Source organism: Dysosmobacter segnis (assembly GCF_014297285.1).
GTDB lineage: Bacteria > Bacillota > Clostridia > Oscillospirales > Oscillospiraceae > Oscillibacter > Oscillibacter segnis.
Window position 1 is genome coordinate 93,490 of record NZ_JACOQI010000004.1, and the last position, 20,018, is coordinate 113,507.

Below are 20,018 nucleotides of genomic sequence, written 5' to 3' on the forward strand. Positions count from 1 at the left end.
AACTTGTAAAAGTTCTGATAATATTTGATTTCAATGGCGTAGGAAACCCTTCTTGGGTTTCCCGCGCACACCCTTTACCCGCAAGGGGTATGCAGCATCCGTAAAGCGGCAAAGCCGCTAACGGCTGCCCTACCTTACCGTTGCGGAGAATTTACTACTTTATCGACAGCCTCTTTCCTTTTCATTCAGCCCTTATTCTACACGAAATCTTCCCCTACGGCAAGAGGGCCGTCAGCGAGTTGTAAACTTTTTCGATTTCCCACGATTTTTGTGGAACACCTGCGGCCTTTGTGCTATACTGGATGCTGTAATATTGTGTATTGCGTCCCAACGCAGGACGTATATAAAAAAGGAGGATGCGCATATGGCAAACCGTGTTGTCATCACCATCTGCGGAGAGGAATACACCCTGGTAGCGGACGAGACCTCCGCCTACATGCAGAAGGTAGGAAACTGTGTCAGCGACAAAATGACTGAGGTCATGAACGATGCCAAGGTGGGCCGCACCGACGCCGCCGTGCTCACTGCCGTCAACCTAACGGATGAGCTGTTCAAATCTCAGGCTGCCGCCGAGCAGCTTCGGAGCCAGATCAAAGGCTATCTGGACGAGGCTTCCAAGGCCCAGGCTGAGGTCAGTGAGCTGAAACGGGAGATCTTCCGTCTTCAGCAGCGTCTGGACAACCGCAAGTAATGGCTCTGGAACTGCTCTCCCCCGCCGGGTCTCCGGAAGCCCTCCGGGCCGCCGTCCAGAGCGGCTGCGGCGCCGTCTATCTGGGTTGGGGGAATTTCAACGCCCGCCGGAGCGCCAAAAATTTTTCTGACGAAGAATTCGCCGATGCCATCCGGTACTGCCATCTCCGGGGCGTCCGGGTCTTTCTGACCCTGAACACCCTGCTGACGGACCGGGAGCTGCCTCTGGCCTTAGATGCCGCCCGGACGGCCTGCCGTCTCGGGGTGGACTCCGTGCTGGTGCAGGACTGGGGCCTGTTTGCCCTGCTGCGGGAGGCCTTGCCGGACCTCCCCCTTCACGCCAGCACTCAGATGAGCGTCTTTACCGCCGGCGGCGCCAACGAGGTCTATGGGGACGGCTGCGAGCGAGTGGTCATTGCCCGGGAGTGCTCCCGGGAGGACACCGCCGCCATCTGCAAGGCCTGTCCCGCCGAGATCGAGATCTTCGGCCATGGTGCTCTCTGCATGTGCTACTCCGGCCAGTGCGAAATGAGCGCCCTCATTGGCGGACGCAGCGGCAACCGGGGCACCTGCGCCCAGCCCTGCCGCCTGCCCTACGGCTTCAACGGCCCCGCCAAAAACACCTACCCACTCAGTCTGAAGGACAACTGCCTTGCTGACCGCATTTCCGACATGGAGCGAATGGATGTCAGCTGCCTGAAGCTGGAAGGCCGCATGAAGCGCCCTGAATATGTGGCGGTCATCACGGACATTTACGCCCGTCTGATCCGGGAGGGCCGCAAGCCCACCGCCGCCGAAAAAAAGGATCTGGAGCTGGCCTTCTCCCGCTCCGGCTTTACAGCGGACTACTGGCAGGGTCGCCACGGCCCCGCCATGTTCGGCACCCGCCCTGAAAACACCCCGGAGCCGAAGGAATTGTTTGCCGCCGCCCGAGCCAAATACGAAAAGGACGACGCCCGCACCGTTCCCATCCATTTCTCCTGCTCCTGTCAGGCCGGACAGCCGGTTTCCCTGACAGTTTGGGACGATGACGGCCATGTGGCCGCCGCCGAAGGCCCCATCCCGGAGCCAGCTCAGAACAAGGCACTGACGGCTACCGATCTGGAATTCCGTCTGCAAAAGACAGGCGGCACCGCCTTCCGCTGTACGGACGGCTCCGCCGATGTAGCAGACGGCCTGTTTCTCTCCGCCGGGGCGGTAAACGCCCTGCGCCGGGATGCTTTGGCCGCCTTGGAGAACGCCCGTTGTGCCGTTCCGGTCCGCCGGGAACAGGACTTCTCCCCCCTGCCGAATCTGGACTGCACCGCCGATACCCCGGCCCTGACCGTTTCCGTCACAACCTGGGCGCAGGCGGAAGCGCTGCTGCCCCTGTCCCCCGCCCACATCGACCTCCCCTTGGAGCTGCTGGCGGAGCGGGACGCGCTGCCGGACTTTGCCGGGGAGTGGTGCGCCATTCTTCCCCGTATCTGGCGGGACCGAAATGAACCCCAGCTCCGGACGTGGCTGGCTCACGCCAAAAAGCTGGGCGTCACCTCCGCTCTGGCTGGGAATATCGGCCATCTACCCCTTTTGCGGGACGCCGGACTGACTATCCGCGGCGACTTCGGCCTCAACGTGTTCAACAGCCGCTCTCTGGACTATCTCCGGCGCAAGGAGCTCTCCTCCGCCTGCCTGTCCTTCGAGCTGCGGTTCCCACAGATGCGGGACATCCAAAAGCTGATCCCGGCAGAGGCCATCGTCTACGGCCGACTGCCCCTGATGATCACGGAAAACTGTCTGGTGCAGAATGAAACCGGCTGTCACCTGTCCGAAGCGGGTGACGCCGTCCCCCAGCAGGCTCCCTGCCGCAAGCCAAACGATCTTCAGGACCGCACCGGGGCAAAGTTCCCGCTGCTCCCGGCCTACGGCCACCGGACGGAGATCCAGAACAGTGCGCCGGTGTGGCTGGCGGACAAGCCCGAGTGGAAGCACTGTGGCCTGACCTATGCCCGCCTGCGGTTCACCACGGAAGCACCTGCGGAATGTGCGGACATTTTCCGGGCCTACCAGACCGGTGCCCCCGCCTCCGGCCCCTTCACCCGGGGACTCTACTACCGCGGTGTGGATTGACCCGACGGCAGAATCTCACCGGAATCCCCCGCTTTTTCAGGCGATTTTCAGTTCTATTTGTATAATATATACTTTATAATACTATTTGTTTTCGATTTTGGAGTTTTACATGGAAGAAATCAAGGTAAAATATTTTGTGGACGGCATCGACGAGCTATGCTATGTGGCAGGCAAATCCGACTGGATCGACCTCCACGCCGCCGAGGATGTGGATATGAAGGCCGGAGAATTCCGCCTGATCCCCTTGGGTGTCGCCATCGAACTGCCGGAGGGTTACGAGGCCCATGTGGTGCCCCGCAGTTCCACCTTTAAGAACTACGGTCTGCTGCAAGCCAACTCTATGGGCGTGGTGGACTATACCTACCGGGGGGACAACGACCAGTGGCACGTCCCCATGTACGCCACCCGGGATGTCCACATCGACAAGAACACCCGCATTTCCCAGTTCCGTATTATGAAGAACCAGCCTCCTCTCGTCTTTACCCGTGTGGAGCACCTCACCGGTCCCGACCGGGGCGGCTTCGGCTCCACCGGCAAGTAAGGAGGGCCGCCATGTCTCGCATCGTTTTGGCCTCCGGGTCCCCCCGGCGGCAGGAATTGTTGAACCGCATCGGCATCACGGATTTTGACATCCGGGTGCCCCAGACGGACGAGCACTACCCGGCGGGTCTCACCCCCGCGCAGATCGTGGAATACATCTCCCGGGAAAAGGCGGATGCCGCCGCCAAGCTCTGCACCCCGGAGGAGATCGTCATCACCGCCGACACCATGGTGTTTCTGGATGACCAGCGTCTGGGCAAGCCCCAGGATGAGGCCGACGCGCTGCGGATGCTCACCGCGCTGCAGGGCCGCCGCCACACTGTCTGCACCGGCGTCACCGTCCGTCAGGGAGACCGTGTACTCACGGAAAGCGAAGCCACCGGCGTGGTGTTCCGCCCCGCTGAGGAATCCGAGCTGCGGGCCTATATTGCCACCGGCGAGCCTATGGACAAAGCCGGGTCCTACGGTGTTCAGGGCAAGGGCGCGTTGCTGGTAGAGCGTCTGGAGGGCGACTTCTTCAACGTCATGGGCCTGCCTGTCCTGCGTCTGAGCCGGATGCTGGCTCAGTTTGGCATTAAGTTATTGTAATCGATTGCGTTTTAACTTTTTAGAAGGAGAACTTCCTTGAAGGATTTTCTGAAGAATCACGGATTATGGATCCTCTTCGCCGGGGCGGTGATCGCCGTGGCGCTGGCTCTGCTGTCCTATTTCAGCACCAACGCCTCCCCGCTGGTGGATCTGGCCAACACCATTACCAGTCCTTTTCGGGCAGTCTGCACCTCCGTATCCGGCTGGTTCACCGACAAGCAGAATTACTATGAGGACGTCACCGCCCTGAAAGCGGAAAATGAGGCCCTGAAAAAGCAGATCGCGGAAATGGAGGCCACCGTCCGTCAAGGCGAGGCCGCCAGTCAGGAAAATGTATTTCTCCGGGACCTGCTGGACCTGCGTCAGCAGCGCCGGGACCTCAGCGACTTCGAGACCGCCACCGTCACGGAGCGGGGTGTCACCAACTGGACCGCCTCCCTGACGCTGAACAAGGGCACGGCCCACGGCGTGGAGATCGGTGACTGCGTTATCGACGGAAACGCCAGTCTGGTGGGCCGCATCAGCGAGGTGGGCTACAATTGGTCCACGGTTTTGACCGTGATCGACACTGACACCTCCTTGGGCGCCCGTGTCTACCGGACCAAGGACATCGGCATTGCCGGCGGCGATTTCGCCCTGATGGGTGACGGCAAGCTGAAGCTGGATTCCCTCCCCGCCTCCTGCCAGCTGTTGGAGGGCGACCTGGTAGTTACCTCCGGTCTGGGCGGCTATCTGCCCCCGGATCTGGTCATTGGCTCTGTCTCCGAGCTTCGGGCCGACGATTCCGACACCTCTAATTATGCCATCCTCACCCCCGCTGCGGACCTGAACGGTCTCACGGAGGTGTGCATCATCAAATCCTTTGAGATCGTAAGCTGACCGCTTACCGTTCATTCACCATTACAGAAGGGAGGGATTCCCCTTGCTGGCCCGCAGCGCCACGATTTTCAAATGGACTCTGTATACTTTGGCCGGGCTGGTCTGGGCCGTTGTTCAGGCCGCTTTTCTCCAGCGTGTGACCATCTGGGGCGTTATCCCCTTTCTCTATCCCCTGATTGCCGCCCTCCCCGCCACCTTTGAGGGTCCCGCCGCCGGCACGGTCTACGCCCTTGCCTGTGGCGTTTTCTGCGACCTGCTGCTCCCCTCCCCCATTCCCTGCTTTTATACCCTGATCCTCCCCCTTGTGGGCCTCGCCGCCGGACTGCTGTCCCAGAGTCTGATCCCAGCTGGGTATCTCTGCTCTGCCGCCGCGGCTCTGCCCGCCTATCTGCTGACAGGCATCTTCCACTGCATCGTCCTTTGGGCTCAGGGCCATCCCGCATGGGGTGCGGCCATGTCCGTCACCCTGCGGGAGCTGTGCGCCTCCCTGCTGTGGAGCCTGCCTATGACCTGGCTGTTCCGCCGGGTCTATCTCCGCGTTCATGTTGACGATTAAGGACTTTCCACGGAGGTAATCATGAACCAACGCCCCTCCCAACTCACCAGATTCCGCGTCATGGCCGCCATGGCGCTGGTAGTGCTGGCCATTTATCTGGTGGTCCTTTTCAATACCCAGGTTGTTCACCACGAGGAATATCTGGCCAAATCCATTCAGACCATCACCCGCATGGAAAATGTGGAGGCCTCCCGGGGCATCATCACCGACCGCTCCGGCCGGACCCTTGTGACCAACCAATCCACTTACAGCCTGACCTTTGACGCCTCTCTTTTGAAGCCCGGTGAAAACCAGAATGACGCCATCCTCCGTCTGGTCACCCTCTGCCGGGATCAAGGGGTCGCTTGGGAGGATAACCTCCCCCTCTCCCTGGACGGCGTGGCCCATTTCACCGTAGATACCCTTACCGACACGCAGAAGAGCCGCTTTTTCTCCTACCTTCGGGACCTGAAGCCCACCCGGGAGCTGCTGGCCGCCTATGTCCGCCAGCACCCGGAGCTGCTGAAGGCCCCCAAGGAGGGTGAAACTGCTCTGGACCCGGCCACCGCCAAGGATACGGAGCTTTTGAAGCAGACCAACAGCGCCGCGCTGACCAATTCCCTACTGCTGAACGCTGGCGTCACGCCCGCCAAGCTATTCGACTGGATGTGGGAGGATATGAAGCTCTCCGACGATTATTCCGACAGCGACGCCCGCCTGATCTTGGGCGTCCGGTACGAATTGAAGCTGCGGAAGCTGGGCGCCAACAACAACGCCTACGTTCTGGCGCAGAATGTAGACGTGGCTTTCTGCTCCCTCATCAGCGACGGCCAGTTTCAGGGGGCCAAGATCATCCGCTCCTCCGCCCGGCAGTACGCCACCACCTACGCTGCCCATATTTTAGGCACCGTGGGCCGTATCCCCGACTATACCGATGAATGGGAAGATCGGGGCTATCTAATGGATGACACCATCGGCCTCTCTGGTGCAGAAGCCGCCTTTGAGGACTACCTCCGGGGTACGGACGGCAAGCGGATGATCTCCGTCAACAGCGACGGAAAGATCACCGGTGAATATTATAGTGTAGAGCCCCGCTCCGGCTATACCGTGGAGCTGACAGTGGATCTCAAGCTCCAGCAGGCGGTGGAGGACACTTTGGCCGCTAAAGTAGCCCAGTTGAACCAAAAAGACCATCTGGACAGCCGGGGTGCCGCCGCCGCTGTGGTCAAAGTCGGTACAGGCGAAATTCTGGCACTGGCCTCCTGCCCTTCCTATGACCTCTCCACCTGGCGGAAGGACTTTGCGGAGCTGCGGGACGATCCCGCCAAGCCCCTGACCAACCGCGCCACCAACAGCCCCTACGCCCCCGGCTCCACCTTAAAGCCCGCTACCGCTGTGGCGGCACTGGAATCCGGTGTCACCACCACCACCGAGACCATTTTTGACCCCGGCTACTGGAAATACCCCAGTGCCACTTGGGAAAACAACACGAATTGCTGGAAGCGCAGCGGACACGGCAAAATGAACGTCACCAGCGCCATCACCAATTCCTGCAACACCTATTTCATGGAAATGGGCTACCGCATGGGACTGGACACACTGAACGAATACTATTCCGCTCTGGGCCTCGGCGAGCCCACCGGCATTGAGGTCGGTGAAAGCACAGGCCGGCAGGCCGTCAACGAAAGCGGCCAGGATCAGGCCCCGTGGGCAGCTTTCGGCCAGGCCAATCAGGAATATACCCCGTTGCAGCTTGCCAACTACATTGCTACTCTTGTCTCTGGTGGCAAGCATTACCCCGCCCATTTGTTGAAAACCGTCAAGTCCTACGATAACTCTGAGATCATCGCCACCGGCGACACAGAACCCCTCAACACCCTGAACATCAGCGATTCCACCCTGCAAGCTGTGAAAAAAGGTATGCTGGGCTACACCACCAACGGCGGCTCCGTGGCCGGTCCCTTCCAGAACTGCGTGGTCTCCGCCGGTGCGAAAACCGGTACCGCCCAGATCGGCGGCTCCATGAAAAACGGCGTGTTCGTAGCCTTCGCACCCTATGACGAGCCGGAGATCGCCGTAGCTTTGGTATTGGAAAAGGCTGACGCCGGCGCGGTTCTGGCCACCACCGCTGTGGACATTATCAACGCTTACTTTGACCGGGAGGACACTGCGTCCATTCTCCCGGAAAATCAACTGATTCCTTGATTCGGAGGTCTCTCCCATGCGTGATCCCTTTGTGTTCGACTCCCGCAGTGAGTTCTGCAAAAAGCCCTACGGTGCCGTCCCCTGCGGCAGCGATGTTGTGTTTCATGTCCGTCCCCTCACCCGGGATGGCTATTCCCGCTGTGTCCTGGTGGCGCGGCGGGAATTTTCCGGTGAAGAGATCCAGATGGAGCTTCTGCCGGAGGCTGTGGACGGTGAGCGTACCCGCTTCACCGGCGTCCTCACCGCCCCCTCAGAACCGGAGCTGCTCTGGTATCATTTCCGCCTGATCCGCTCCGATGGCTCCACGGCCCTGTTGGATCAATCCGGCTGGCAGGAGACCGGGGAGATCCAAAGCTGGCAGCTCACCGTCTACGAGAAAACGGCCACCCCTCTGTGGTTTGGCGGCGGTGTGGTCTATCAGATCTTCCCGGACCGCTTCTGCCGTCTTTCCCTCCCGGACCCCACCGGTCTGGTGGGAAACCGTTGGGTCCATGAGAATTGGAACGACCAGCCCGTTTGGGCGCCGGACCCAGACGGCGAGGTACGAAACCGGGACTTTTTCGGCGGCTCTCTCAATGGTATCACCGCCAAGCTGGATGATCTGGCCGCTCTGGGCGTCACCGTGCTGTACCTGAATCCTATTTTTGAATCCGCCTCCAACCACCGCTACAACACAGCCGACTACCTTCACATCGACCCCATGCTGGGCACTGAGGAGGACTTTCGCCGCCTTTGCCGGGAGGCCAAGGAGCGAGGCATCCGGATGATTTTAGATGGTGTATTCAACCACACCGGCTCTCAAAGCCGCTACTTCAACGCCGACGGCTTCTATCCCGGCGTAGGCGCGGCCCAAAGCACCGATTCCCCTTATTTCAACTGGTTTTCCTTCCATCCCTGGCCTACGGATTATGACGCCTGGTGGGGGATCATGACGCTGCCTGCTGTTCAGGAGAACGAGCCGGACTACCGGGACTTCATCATCCGGGGACAGGACTCCGTGGTGCGTCACTGGCTCCGGGCCGGGGCTTCTGGTTGGCGGCTGGACGTAGCCGATGAGCTGCCGGATGACTTTATTGCCGAAATTCGTACTGCTATGGAGGAAACCGCCCCGGACAGCTTCCTTTTGGGCGAGGTCTGGGAGGACGCCACCACCAAGGTGGCCTATTCCCAGCGACGGCGCTATCTGCTTGGCCACGAGCTGCACGGCGTGATGAACTACCCCTTCCGCACGGCTCTCATCGCCTACCTGCGAGGCGGGAATGCCGACGATTTCCGGGAAACACTGGAAGCCCTCCGGGAAAACTACCCGCCGGAGGCATTCCTCTCCATGATGAACTTCCTTGGCACCCACGATACCCCTCGCATCCTTACCGTTTTAGGCGCAGACAACGTACCGGACAGCAAGGCAGACCGGGCAGCGTACCGCCTCTCCCCCACCCAGCGTCAGATCGGTTTGGAGCGGCTGCGGCTGGCGGCACTGATTCTCTTTACCTTCCCCGGCGCGCCCACCGTCTATTACGGAGATGAAGCTGCTATGGAGGGTTGGGAAGATCCCTTTAACCGGGCCGGCTATCCTTGGGAGCAGGAAGATACTGATCTCAAAGCGCACTTTGCGGAACTGGCCCGGTTCCGGCGCTCCTTCCCGGCACTGCAAGCCGGCGTTCTTCATTGGATCTGGACCTCCGGTCCCCTGCTGATCTTTGCCCGGGAGCTGGATGGCCAGCTTCTGACCACTGTGGTCAATGCCGCTGATGTGTCTCAGGCCTTGTCGCTGCCCTGGCCCGCACCGCCTGCCCGGGATCTGCTTACCGGGCAGTGCTTCACGCCGGTTGACAATGCAATCCCCTTGACACTGCCGCCCCGCAGCGGACTGCTGCTGCAAACCGATCTGCCGTGAAGCACTCTCGCTTCCGCTTCATGTTTCACGTGAAACAACTCCGCTGACTTTTGTCAGCGGAGTTTCCTTTACAGCCGCCGCCAACAAAATGTTTCACGTGAAACCAGTAGAATTTGAATTTTCAAAAAACTGTTTTTATAAAAAATACTGCAAAACCGCATTTTTTTACAGGAACGCCTTGAAACACCGCAGGCTCCTTGTTATAATACTATTTGCTGAGTCATTGCACCGCAATGCTCCATGGCACTTATGCCGTGCATCAAACAGGGCTGTGGCCCGGAAAGCAGGTGGCCTGTGGCAAAAATCATTTCCATCGTAAACCAAAAAGGCGGCGTGGGCAAAACCACCACCTGTGTCAATCTGGCGGCAGCTCTGGCGGAGCAGGGCAAGCGCGTCTTGCTTTGCGACTTTGACCCACAGGCCAATTCCACTTCCGGCATGGGCGTGGACAAAACCGTTTCCAAAGGCATTTACGAGGTGCTGGTCTCCGATGTGCCCGCCGCTGACGCGGTGGTGCACACCCGATACGGAGACGTGCTCCCCTCCAACAAGGCACTGGCCGGCGCTGGCATCGAGCTCATCGGCATGGACCGCCGCGAATTTCTTCTGAAGGACGCGCTGGACCAGCTGGCGGCGGAATATGACTTCATTTTCATTGACTGCCCGCCGTCTTTGGAGCTTTTGACGCTGAACGCCCTCTGTGCTGCTGACAGCATTTTGGTTCCGGTTCAGGGCGAGTATTTCGCTCTGGAAGGTCTCAGCGACCTGATGAACACGGTTCGCATTGTGCGGCGCTCTTTGAACCCGAAGCTGGCGCTGGAAGGCGTTCTGCTGACCATGTTCGACGGGCGCACCAATCTGGCCATGCAGGTGGCGGAAGAGGTCAAGCACTACTTCCCCGGCAAGGTCTACGCCACAGTGATCCCCCGGAACGTCCGGCTCTCTGAGGCGCCCAGCCACGGAAAGCCCATCACGGCCTATGACCGCACCTCCCGCGGTGCGGAGGCCTATCAGGCACTCGCAGTTGAGTTCCTGAAAAAACAGTAGAAAGGAGCGTTTCTATGGCATCAAAAAAGCCCTCTGGTCTCGGCAGAGGACTCGGCGCCCTTTTAGGCGACGACGTGATGAAAACCGAGTCCAGCGGCAGTCTGTCACTTCCCATTTCACAGGTGGAGACCTGCTCATCACAGCCCCGGAAGCGCTTTGATGATGAATCTCTCCAGGAACTGGCGGATTCCATTTCACAGCACGGCATCATTCAGCCGTTGACCGTGCGAAAGCTGTCATCCGGCTACTATCAGATCATTGCCGGAGAACGCCGCTGGCGGGCAGCCCGGCTGGCGGGCTTACAGGAGGTTCCGGTCATCGTGATCGAGGCCGATGACCGCAAGGCAGCCGAGCTGGCCATGATTGAAAACCTCCAGCGAGAGGACCTGAATCCCATGGAGGAAGCCGCCGGTTTTCAGTCATTGATCGAATCCTACCACATGACGCAGGAGGAGGCCGCCCAGCGGGTAGGCAAATCCCGCAGCGCCGTGACCAATGCCCTGCGGCTGCTGGGACTGACGCCCTCCGTCCGAAAGCTGGTGGAGGAGGGCAAACTCTCCGCCGGTCACGCCCGGGCTTTGGTTCCCCTCTCCCCTTCCCTGCAGGAAAGCGCGGCCAACGCCATTGTCAGCGGCGGACTTTCCGTCCGGCAGACAGAGGCTCTGGTCAAACGGCTTTCCGCTGAGAAGAAAGAGGCGCAGGTCAAAGATCCTGACGAGGTGGATTATCTGGCAGAGGCCCAAAATGAGTTGAAGGCCCGGCTGTGCCGCGGTGTGAAGATCGTTCCCGGCCGCAAAAAAGGTCGGATCGAGCTGGAATATTACGGCGTGGACGATCTGAACGACCTGCTGGACGCTTTGGCCGTCATCAAGGTCTCACAATTAAAGAAAGGACCCCAGGCATGAAATTTGAAAAACGAGCTGACGGAGGCGAGGTGACGCCCGCATCCTCAGAAACGCCGGAAACCGGCAAGAAACCCGTTATCATCTATATTCTGATCCTGTTCCTGGCGGCATTTCTGCTGATGTTTCTCTCCATGCTGTCCCATCAGCGGAGCAACACGGAGGCACTGGGACAATTACAGAATTCCGTCTCCGCCATTCAGGAGATCCAGACAACACAGGAGCAGATCATCGAGCTGCAGAAGCGGCTGGATGAAACAGAAGCAGAACGGGATGAGGCCAAGGAGGAGCTGAAGGTCATTTCCGACAGCATCTCCGATCTGGAGAAAACGTCTCAGGCGCTGCTGGCCCTCTACAATCTTCAGCAGGAGTATCTCACCGGAAATCTGGACGGCTGCCTCCTGACCCTTCAGGAGATCAGCGACCAGCATCTGGACGAGCTTCTGCCCAGCACCAATACGGAAGGCGTTACGCCTCCGGCCCAGCGGTATCAGGAATTAAAAGAAGCGATCTTAAACAAGTAAACATTATCATTACAATTATTTCGATCAAATCGATCAAGGAGAATGAACTATGCTCGACATTAAGTTTATCCGGGAAAATCCCGACATTGTGAAGGAAAACATCAAGAAGAAGTTCCAGGACGAGAAGCTGCCCCTGGTGGATGAGGTCATCGAGCTGGACAGCCAGCGCCGGGCCAACATTCAGGAGGCAGACCAGCTCCGTTCCGACCGCAACCGCCTGAGCAAGCAGGTCGGTATGCTGATGGGTCAGGCCAAGAAGGACCCCAGCAAGCTGGCTGAGGCCGAGGCTGTGAAGAAGCAGGTCACCGATGAGGCTGAGCGGCTGGCCGCTCTGGAAAAGCTGGAAGCTGAGCTGGACGAGAAGGTCCACCACATCATGCTCCAGATCCCCCAGATCATTGACCCCTCCGTGCCCATCGGCCCGGACGATTCCGCCAACGTAGAGGTCCAGCGCTTCGGCGAGGCCAAGGTGCCTGACTTCCCCATCCCCTATCACACCGACATCATGGAGAGCTTTGACGGCATTGATATGGACGCCGCCGGCCGTGTCTCCGGCTCCGGCTTCTACTACCTGCTGGGTGACATTGCCCGTCTCCACGAGGCTGTGCTGGCTTATGGCCGGGACTTCATGATCTCCAAGGGCTTCACCTACTGCATCCCCCCCTTCATGATCCACGGCAACGTGGTGGAGGGCGTTATGAGCCAGACGGATATGGACGCCATGATGTATAAAATTGAGGGCGAGGACCTGTATCTGATCGGCACCAGCGAGCACTCCATGATCGGCCGGTTCATCGACCAGATCATTCCCTCCGACAAACTGCCCCAGACGCTGACCTCCTACTCCCCCTGCTTCCGCAAGGAGAAGGGTTCTCATGGTATTGAGGAACGCGGCGTGTACCGCATCCACCAGTTTGAGAAGCAGGAGATGATCGTGGTCTGCAAGCCCGAGGACTCCAAGGCGTGGTACGATAAGCTGTGGAACTTCTCCGTAGAGCTGTTCCGCTCCATGGACATCCCCGTGCGGCAGTTGGAGTGCTGCTCCGGCGATCTGGCGGACCTGAAGGTGAAGTCCTGCGACATTGAGGCCTGGTCCCCCCGTCAGCAGAAGTACTTTGAGGTGTGCTCCTGCTCCAACCTGGGCGACGCTCAGGCCCGCCGTCTGCGCATCCGCTACAAGGATGAAAACGGCAAGATGCAGCTCTGCCACACGCTGAACAACACCTGTGTGGCACCTCCCCGTATGCTGATCGCCTTCCTGGAAAACAACCTTCAGGCGGACGGCACCGTGAAGATTCCCGAGGTCCTGTGGCCCTACATGGGCGGCACCAAGGTTCTGGTCCCGACCAAGAAGTAAATTCTTCACGCAGCCCTGTAAAAACAAGAAATCGGCTGGAAGCTACGAATTGTATTATTTGAATAGAATAATACAATTCGTAGTAGGCTGATACAGCCCATAGCAGACCACGGAGACCATGGTGGGATCATTTTAGGTCCTGAAAACGTCTCCATTCCGGTCTGCGTTCTGAAGCCATTGCGGCGCAACGGTTTCAGCTTTCAAGATTTTTCGATCAAAAGGAGGTTCTTCCTGTGTCCGCACCCGAAAAGAAAAAAAGCTTCATGGGAGAGTTCAAAACCTTTATCGCCCGAGGCAATGTGATGGATATGGCCGTCGGCGTCATCATCGGCGGTGCGTTCGGTAAGATCTCCACTTCCCTTGTGAATGATGTCATCATGCCTCTGATCTCCGTGCTCACCGGCGGCGTTGATTTTTCCAATTGGAAGATCGTACTGAAGGCCGCTGTCGCCGGAGCCGACGGGGTGATCGATCCCGCTACGGAGGTTGCCATCAAATATGGCAGCTTCCTGGCCACGATTCTGGATTTTCTCATCATCGCCTTTGCGGTGTTCCTAATGATCAAGACCATCAACGGCTTCCATGGCAAGCTGAAAAAGCAGGAGGAAGCCCCTGCCAAAGAACCCGCCCCACCGGAGCCCTCCAATGAGGAAAAGCTGCTGACGGAGATCCGGGATCTGCTGAAAGAGAAGAAATGATGGAAGCACATCTGCGAAAAGGCTTGGCGGAATTAGGGCTGGGCGATGACGCCGCCCCCTCCCTGCTGCGGTTCGGAGAGCTGCTGCTGGAAAAAAACAAGGTGATGAATCTCACCGCCATCACGGACCCGGAGGATGTGGTATCCCTCCACTTTTTGGACAGCGCCGCATTATTGACGTTGGCGGACCTCAAGAACAAAACCGTGGTGGATGTAGGCACCGGCGCAGGTTTTCCCGGTATGCCTCTGAAAATTTTGGAGCCGTCCATCCGCATGACGCTGCTGGACTCCTTGGGCAAGCGGATCACCTTCTTACAGGAGGTCTGCAACGAGCTGGGATTGCAGAACGTGCAGTGTGTTCACGCCCGGGCGGAGGAATTCGCGGCAGAGCACCGGCAGAGCTTTGACTTCGCCGTGTCCCGGGCCGTGGCGAATCTCAGCGTATTGTGTGAGCTGTGCCTGCCGCTGGTGAAGGCTGGCGGATACTTCCTGTCCATGAAATCCGTGGAGTCCGATGAGGAGCTGGAATCCGCTAAAAAGGCTATCAAGATCTTAGGCGGACAGGTGGAGCGGACGGCCGACTACCAGATCCCCGGCACAGAGGTGGTCCATCGGGTGATTTTTATAAAAAAAATTGCCGAAACACCAAAAAAATATCCCAGACCATTTGCAAAAATCAAAAAGAATCCGTTATAATAAGGATACTGGCATTTGAAAGTGAGGTGGTGTCGTGAGCGGACAATGTATCGCGGTAGTGTCCGGCAAAGGCGGCACCGGTAAGACCTCCCTGACTGCCGGAGTTGGCACCGCGCTGGCCCAGAGCGGCAAGCGGGTGCTGTGCATGGACTGCGACATCGGACTGCGGAATCTGGATCTGGCCTTGGGTCTGACGGACCGGGCGCTGATGGATTTCTCCGATGTGGCGCTGGACCGCTGCCCGCTGGAAGCGGCTGTGGTGGCGCATCCCAGTATTCCCAATCTCTATCTGCTGACGGCGCCTGTGCGAATGCGGGGGCCTGCTGTGACAGAGGATGACTTTCGGCGGATGCTGCAAAAAATCCGGCAGCAGTTTGACTTCTGTCTGCTGGACGCACCGGCAGGGCTGGGGCTGGGATTCCGACTGGCAGTCTGCGGTGCAGACCGCTGCGTGGTAGTGACCACGCAGGATGCCTCCTCCCTGCGGGACGCCCAGCATACCGTGATGGAACTGCGGCAGTTCGGCTCCGGCCGACTGCATCTGGTGGTGAACCGGGTGCGGAAGAAGCTGCTGCACAGTATGCACGCTACCATTGATGATGCCATGGACAAGGCAGGCCTGCCTCTCATCGGCGTGATACCGGAGGATGACGCGCTGCCTGTGTCCCTGAATCAAGGAACCCCCCTTTTGCTGCGCTCTTACAATGGAGCGGCCAGCGCATACCGAAATATCGCAATTCGACTGCAGGGCGGTAAAGCGCCGCTGCTGCGGATCAGATAAGAACCCCAGAAAGGAGATCGACAGATGAATATTGCTATTATGTCGCATGACAACCGGAAGGACCTGATGGTACAATTCTGTACCGCCTACGCCGGCATTCTCTCTCAGCATAACCTGTACGCTACCAACACCACCGGACACATGGTAGCGGAAGCCACGGGTCTGAAGGTACACTGCTTCCTGTCTTATGCCCACGGCGGCAGCCAGCAGATCGGCGCCCGCATCGCCTACAATGAATTCGATCTGGTACTGTTTTTCAACGACCCCAGTAACGAAAAGATGGCCGGTGAGATCAGTTACATCTCCCGCCTGTGCGACCAGAACAATGTGCCCTTCGCCAGCAACATTGCCACGGCGGAAATGCTGGTACTGGGTCTGGCCCGGGGTGATCTGGACTGGCGTATGATCGTCAATCCCGCCAGCAACCGGCCCATCGCTTGACAAATCGCCGGAAAACGGCTACTATCAAATGAATACACCGCTATGACGCCGCAGCAGTAGGCCGGAACGCAGTCTCACAGAGAGGGGTGCAATGCTGAAAGCATCCCGTCTGCCCCGGAGGAAGGACAGCGGCGGAGCGGGGACGGAAACGTCCACGGTCCCCTTCCCGTACCAGAAGGCCAAAGGGGGCAGTCTGCCCCGAATTTGGGTGGCACCACGAAGCGTAAGCTCTCGTCCCAAAGCTATGGGACGGGAGCGTTTTTTTGCAGTTTTTACGATCCTATAACGCCCTGTTTCAGCGGAAAACTCAGTAATATCACCCGAAAAGGAGTATTTTTATGGCAAAAATGACCCCCCGGACGCTGTCCGGCTTTATGGAGCTTCTCCCGGCGCCCCAACAGCAGATGGAGCGCATCATGGAGATCCTCCGCAAGACCTATTCCCTGTACGGCTTCACGCCCCTGGATACCCCCGTCATCGAGTCCAGTGAGGTGCTGCTGGCCAAGGCCGGCGGCGAGACGGAAAAGCAGATCTACCGCTTCCAGAAGGGCGACAGCGACCTCTCCCTCCGCTTTGACCTGACGGTGCCTCTGGCCAAGTATGTGGCCCTCCACTACAATGAGCTGTCCTTCCCCTTCCGCCGGTATCAGATCGGCAAGGTGTATCGGGGCGAGCGTGCCCAGCGGGGCCGGTTCCGTGAGTTCTATCAGGCGGACATTGACATCATCGGCGACGGCAAGCTGGACATCACCAACGAGGCGGAGATCCCCTCTATCATCTATCAGACCTTCTCCACCCTGGGCCTGAAGCGGTTCCAGATCCGGGTGAACAACCGGAAGATCCTGAACGGCTTCTACGCCATGCTGGGCCTGACGGAGAAATCCGCCGACGTGATGCGCACCGTGGACAAGCTGGATAAGATCGGTCCCGAAAAGGTAAAAACCATTCTGGTAGAGGATTTCGCCGTCAGTGAGAGCGACGCCGATGAGATCTTGAAGTTCATCGCCATCAAGGGCAGCAATGCAGAGGTCCTGACGGCGCTGGAGGGCTACACTGGCAGAAACGAGATGTTCGATCAGGGGCTCAGCGAGCTGAACACCGTGGTGAAGTATCTGGCGGACTTTGGCGTACCTGCGGAGAATTTCGCCGTGGATCTCACCATTGCCCGTGGTCTGGATTACTACACCGGCACGGTCTATGAGACCACGCTGCTGGATCACCCGGAGATCGGCTCCGTGTGCTCCGGCGGACGGTATGACAATCTGGCGGAGTTCTACACGGACAAGCAGCTCCCCGGCGTGGGCATTTCCATCGGCCTGACCCGGCTGTTCTATGTGCTGGGCGAGCAGGGGATGCTGAATCCGGAGCTGCCCACCGCCCCGGCGGATGTGCTGATCCTGCCTATGACGGAGGACCTCTCCCCCGCCATCGCCCTGGCGACACAGCTGCGGCAGGCGGGTATCCGCACCCAGCTCCACTGCGAGCAGAAGAAGTTCAAGGCCAAGATGAGCTATGCCGACAAGCTGTCCATCCCCTATGTGATCTTCCTGGGTGAGGACGAGATCAGCGTCGGCGTGGTGGCCTGCAAGGACATGAAGTCCGGCGAGCAGACCAAACTGAATACGCAGGAGACCATCGACCGGATCAAGGCCGGTCTTGCTGAACTGGAAAAAGGAAGCGTGATCGTGGAATAACCACAGAAAGGAGCCTGTTATGAAGCTGACTCTGAAGCGTGACCTGCCGCTGCTGCTGGCGGCGTTGCTGGTGATCTGGGGGCTTTGGTATGCCCGGCCCATCGGCGTGGAAACCCTGTATCCGGAACTGGAGCCGGACATCATTGAGGTGTATTTGTCGGATTTCACCACATACCGCCATGAGGATCGGCGCTTGAAACTCACCGCCGGGACAGAGGAATTTGACGATCTCTGGTCGGAGATTCGGGAATTGCGGTTCCGGCGCTCCCCCTTCAACGTGGTGGTGCAGGCCCTCCCCTTCTTAGAAGGGATCGTGGATACCTACGTCAAATACCCGGAAACCGATGATTTAGATACCATGTCTATCAGCTTCGCGCAGGACAACGGAACTGATATCTGGCGATCTGAGCATCTGAAATTCGATGTGGACGCATGGAGTTACCGGGACTTTGACCATGGGGTCACACTGCCGCTGTTGATGAAGAACGGCCACGAAATCGGGCAGAAAATGGCCCACGAGCTGTGGGAACAGGCGGCCGAATAAATACAATTTGTTATTTCTGATTTTAATTATACAATTTTAAATCACTTTTCATGGAAAGGAAGCAACAATATGATGCAGAATCGAACCCATACCTGTGGAGAGCTGCGCCTCAGTGACGCAGGCAAGCAGGTGAAAATTTCCGGCTGGATGGAAAACGTTCGCGTGGTCAGCGCCAATCTGGCCTTCGTGGTGGTCCGCGACTTCTACGGCACCACCCAGGTGGTGGCGGAGACCGAGGACATGGTGAACACCTTTAAGGGCATCACCAAGGAGTCCACCATCTCCGTGGAGGGTGCTGTCCGGGAGCGTGACAGCAAGACCGACAAAATGGCCACCGGCGACATTGAGATTGTCCCCGCCAAGGTGGAGGTGCTGGGCCGCTGCCAGCACAGCGAGCTGCCCTTCCAGATCAACCGCAGCCGGGAGGCCGACGAAGCCCAGCGGCTGAAGTACCGCTATCTGGATCTGCGGAATCCCGCCGTAAAGAAAAACATCATTCTGCGGTGCAACGTAGTGGCCGCCCTGCGGAAGTCCATGACCGAGCACGGCTTTTTGGAGATCACCACGCCCATTCTGACGGCCTCCTCCCCCGAGGGCGCCCGTGACTATCTGGTGCCCGCCCGGAACCATCCCGGCAAGTTCTACGCCCTGCCTCAGGCTCCCCAGCAGTTCAAGCAGCTGCTGATGACCTCCGGCTTCGACCGCTACTTCCAGATCGCCCCCTGCTTCCGGGACGAGGACGCCCGTGCGGACCGCTCCCCCGGCGAGTTCTATCAGTTGGATATGGAGATGGCCTTCGCCTCCCAGGAGGACGTGTTTGCCGTTCTGGAGGACGTGCTGCCCCCCATCTTTGCCCAGTACGGCACCTATGACCGGGCCAGCAGCGCCCCCTTCACCCGCATCCCCTACAACGAGGCCATGGAGAACTACGGCTCCGACAAGCCGGACCTGCGGATCGACCTGCGGGTGCAGGATGTCACCGCCGTTCTGGGCGGCTGCGGCTTCGAGCCCTTTGCCGAGGGCAATCTAGTGAAGGCCGTGAAGGTCAGCGATTTCCACGAGACCCGGAAGTTCATCGACAAAACCCTGGCGGATGTGGAGACCGTGTCCGGCGGCAAGGCCTACTGGTTCCGCATGGACGAAAACGGCGAGCTGGTGGGCGGCATCTCCAAGTTCGTCAATCTCATCAAGGAAAAGGTCGTCGAGGCCCTGAGCCTGAAGGCCAACGACTTCGTGGCCCTGTCCGCAGGCAAGCGGGACGCCGCCCTTAAGACCGCCGGTGTGCTGGTCAAGACCCTGGGCGCCGCCGTTCCCGGTCACATGGACAAGGAGCAGTACGCCTTCTGCTGGATCGTGGACTTCCCCATGTACGAGATCGGCGACGAGTCCGGCGAGCTGGAATTCTGCCACAACCCCTTCTCCATGCCTGCCGGCGGCCTGGACGTGCTGCTGAAGGCCGAGCGGGGCGAGATCGATCCCCTGACCATCACCGCCGACCAGTACGATCTGGTGTGCAACGGTGTGGAGCTCAGCTCCGGCGCTGTCCGGAACCATGACCCTGAGATCATGATCAAGGCCTTTGAGCTGGTCCGGCTGGGCGAGGAGGATGTGAAGGCCAAGTTCCCCGCCATGTACAATGCCTTTACCTACGGCGCACCCCCCCATGCCGGCATCGCCCCGGGCGTGGACCGCATGGTGATGCTGCTGGCCGGTGAGGACAGCATCCGGGAGATCATCCCCTTCCCCATGAACAAGAACGCTCAGGATGTGATGATGAGCGCGCCTTCTGAGGTCACCCAGAAGCAGCTGGATGAGCTGCATATTCAGATCACCAAGCACGAGGAATAAACCGCAATGTGCGGCTTTGCCGCACAGGAAAGCATGGTGATACC

19 protein-coding genes are annotated in these 20,018 nt (G+C 58.9%); all 19 read left to right on the top strand.

All coding sequences use genetic code 11. The annotated features are described in order from the left end of the window. Nucleotides 1-364 precede the first annotated feature (364 nt). The 19 genes from H8Z83_RS06080 (at nt 365) to aspS (ending at nt 19,974) form a co-directional block, all read left to right on the top strand. Nucleotides 365-691, top strand: a complete 327-nt coding sequence (locus H8Z83_RS06080; protein ID WP_187014244.1) for a cell division protein ZapA — start codon at nt 365-367, stop codon at nt 689-691. Further along, nucleotides 691-2,799 carry a U32 family peptidase gene (locus H8Z83_RS06085; RefSeq protein ID WP_187014245.1) on the top strand — a complete coding sequence of 703 codons (2,109 nt, stop codon included), beginning with the start codon at nt 691-693 and terminating at the stop codon, nt 2,797-2,799. The genes H8Z83_RS06080 and H8Z83_RS06085 overlap by 1 nt, the downstream gene beginning before the upstream one ends. Nucleotides 2,800-2,908: 109 nt before the next feature. Then, entirely contained in the window at nt 2,909-3,340 is a 432-nt protein-coding gene (locus tag H8Z83_RS06090) for a dUTP diphosphatase (RefSeq protein ID WP_187014246.1), read from the top strand. Between the two features lie 11 nt (nt 3,341-3,351). Then, the gene (locus tag H8Z83_RS06095; RefSeq protein ID WP_187014247.1) at nt 3,352-3,927 is read left to right on the top strand and encodes a Maf family protein; all 576 of its coding nucleotides are present in this window, start codon (nt 3,352-3,354) and stop codon (nt 3,925-3,927) included. 36 nt (nt 3,928-3,963) lie between these two features. Beyond that, complete coding sequence (gene mreC, locus H8Z83_RS06100) at nt 3,964-4,806, top strand: rod shape-determining protein MreC (protein WP_187014248.1); 843 nt, start codon at nt 3,964-3,966, stop codon at nt 4,804-4,806. Between the two features lie 43 nt (nt 4,807-4,849). Then, entirely contained in the window at nt 4,850-5,362 is a 513-nt protein-coding gene (locus tag H8Z83_RS06105; protein WP_187014249.1) for a hypothetical protein, read from the top strand. Nucleotides 5,363-5,383: 21 nt separating this feature from the next. Beyond that, on the top strand, nt 5,384-7,546 hold the full coding sequence (locus tag H8Z83_RS06110; RefSeq protein ID WP_187014250.1) for a penicillin-binding transpeptidase domain-containing protein: 2,163 nt from the start codon (nt 5,384-5,386) through the stop codon (nt 7,544-7,546). A 16-nt stretch (nt 7,547-7,562) separates the two neighbouring features. After that, on the top strand, nt 7,563-9,443 hold the full coding sequence (locus H8Z83_RS06115) for an alpha-amylase family glycosyl hydrolase (protein ID WP_187014251.1): 1,881 nt from the start codon (nt 7,563-7,565) through the stop codon (nt 9,441-9,443). A 294-nt stretch (nt 9,444-9,737) separates the two neighbouring features. Further along, nucleotides 9,738-10,490: a ParA family protein gene (locus tag H8Z83_RS06120; RefSeq protein WP_187014252.1), complete on the top strand. Its 753-nt coding sequence runs from the start codon at nt 9,738-9,740 to the stop codon at nt 10,488-10,490. A gap of 14 nt (nt 10,491-10,504) precedes the next feature. Further along, complete coding sequence (locus H8Z83_RS06125) at nt 10,505-11,395, top strand: ParB/RepB/Spo0J family partition protein (protein ID WP_187014253.1); 891 nt, start codon at nt 10,505-10,507, stop codon at nt 11,393-11,395. After that, complete coding sequence (locus H8Z83_RS06130) at nt 11,392-11,916, top strand: hypothetical protein (RefSeq protein ID WP_187014254.1); 525 nt, start codon at nt 11,392-11,394, stop codon at nt 11,914-11,916. The genes H8Z83_RS06125 and H8Z83_RS06130 overlap by 4 nt, the downstream gene beginning before the upstream one ends. Nucleotides 11,917-11,965: 49 nt before the next feature. Then, nucleotides 11,966-13,273 (top strand): serine--tRNA ligase, encoded by a 1,308-nt coding sequence (serS, locus tag H8Z83_RS06135; protein WP_187014255.1) that lies wholly within the window; start codon nt 11,966-11,968, stop codon nt 13,271-13,273. Between the two features lie 263 nt (nt 13,274-13,536). Continuing rightward, nucleotides 13,537-13,971, top strand: coding sequence for a large-conductance mechanosensitive channel protein MscL (mscL, locus tag H8Z83_RS06140; protein WP_187014324.1), 435 nt, complete (start codon nt 13,537-13,539; stop codon nt 13,969-13,971). After that, the gene (rsmG, locus tag H8Z83_RS06145; protein WP_366463868.1) at nt 13,968-14,666 is read left to right on the top strand and encodes a 16S rRNA (guanine(527)-N(7))-methyltransferase RsmG; all 699 of its coding nucleotides are present in this window, start codon (nt 13,968-13,970) and stop codon (nt 14,664-14,666) included. The genes mscL and rsmG overlap by 4 nt, the downstream gene beginning before the upstream one ends. A 34-nt stretch (nt 14,667-14,700) precedes the next feature. Continuing rightward, on the top strand, nt 14,701-15,447 hold the full coding sequence (minD, locus tag H8Z83_RS06150; RefSeq protein ID WP_187014256.1) for a septum site-determining protein MinD: 747 nt from the start codon (nt 14,701-14,703) through the stop codon (nt 15,445-15,447). 24 nt (nt 15,448-15,471) lie between these two features. Next, on the top strand, nt 15,472-15,888 hold the full coding sequence (locus H8Z83_RS06155) for a methylglyoxal synthase (RefSeq protein WP_187014257.1): 417 nt from the start codon (nt 15,472-15,474) through the stop codon (nt 15,886-15,888). 338 nt (nt 15,889-16,226) lie between these two features. Then, nucleotides 16,227-17,582, top strand: coding sequence for a histidine--tRNA ligase (gene hisS / locus H8Z83_RS06160; protein WP_187014258.1), 1,356 nt, complete (start codon nt 16,227-16,229; stop codon nt 17,580-17,582). Nucleotides 17,583-17,601: 19 nt separating this feature from the next. Next, nucleotides 17,602-18,126 (top strand): hypothetical protein, encoded by a 525-nt coding sequence (locus H8Z83_RS06165; protein WP_187014259.1) that lies wholly within the window; start codon nt 17,602-17,604, stop codon nt 18,124-18,126. Nucleotides 18,127-18,195: 69 nt separating this feature from the next. Continuing rightward, a complete protein-coding gene (gene aspS / locus H8Z83_RS06170; RefSeq protein ID WP_187014260.1) occupies nt 18,196-19,974 on the top strand; it encodes an aspartate--tRNA ligase in 1,779 nt (592 codons plus the stop codon). The last annotated feature ends 44 nt before the right edge of the window (nt 19,975-20,018 follow it).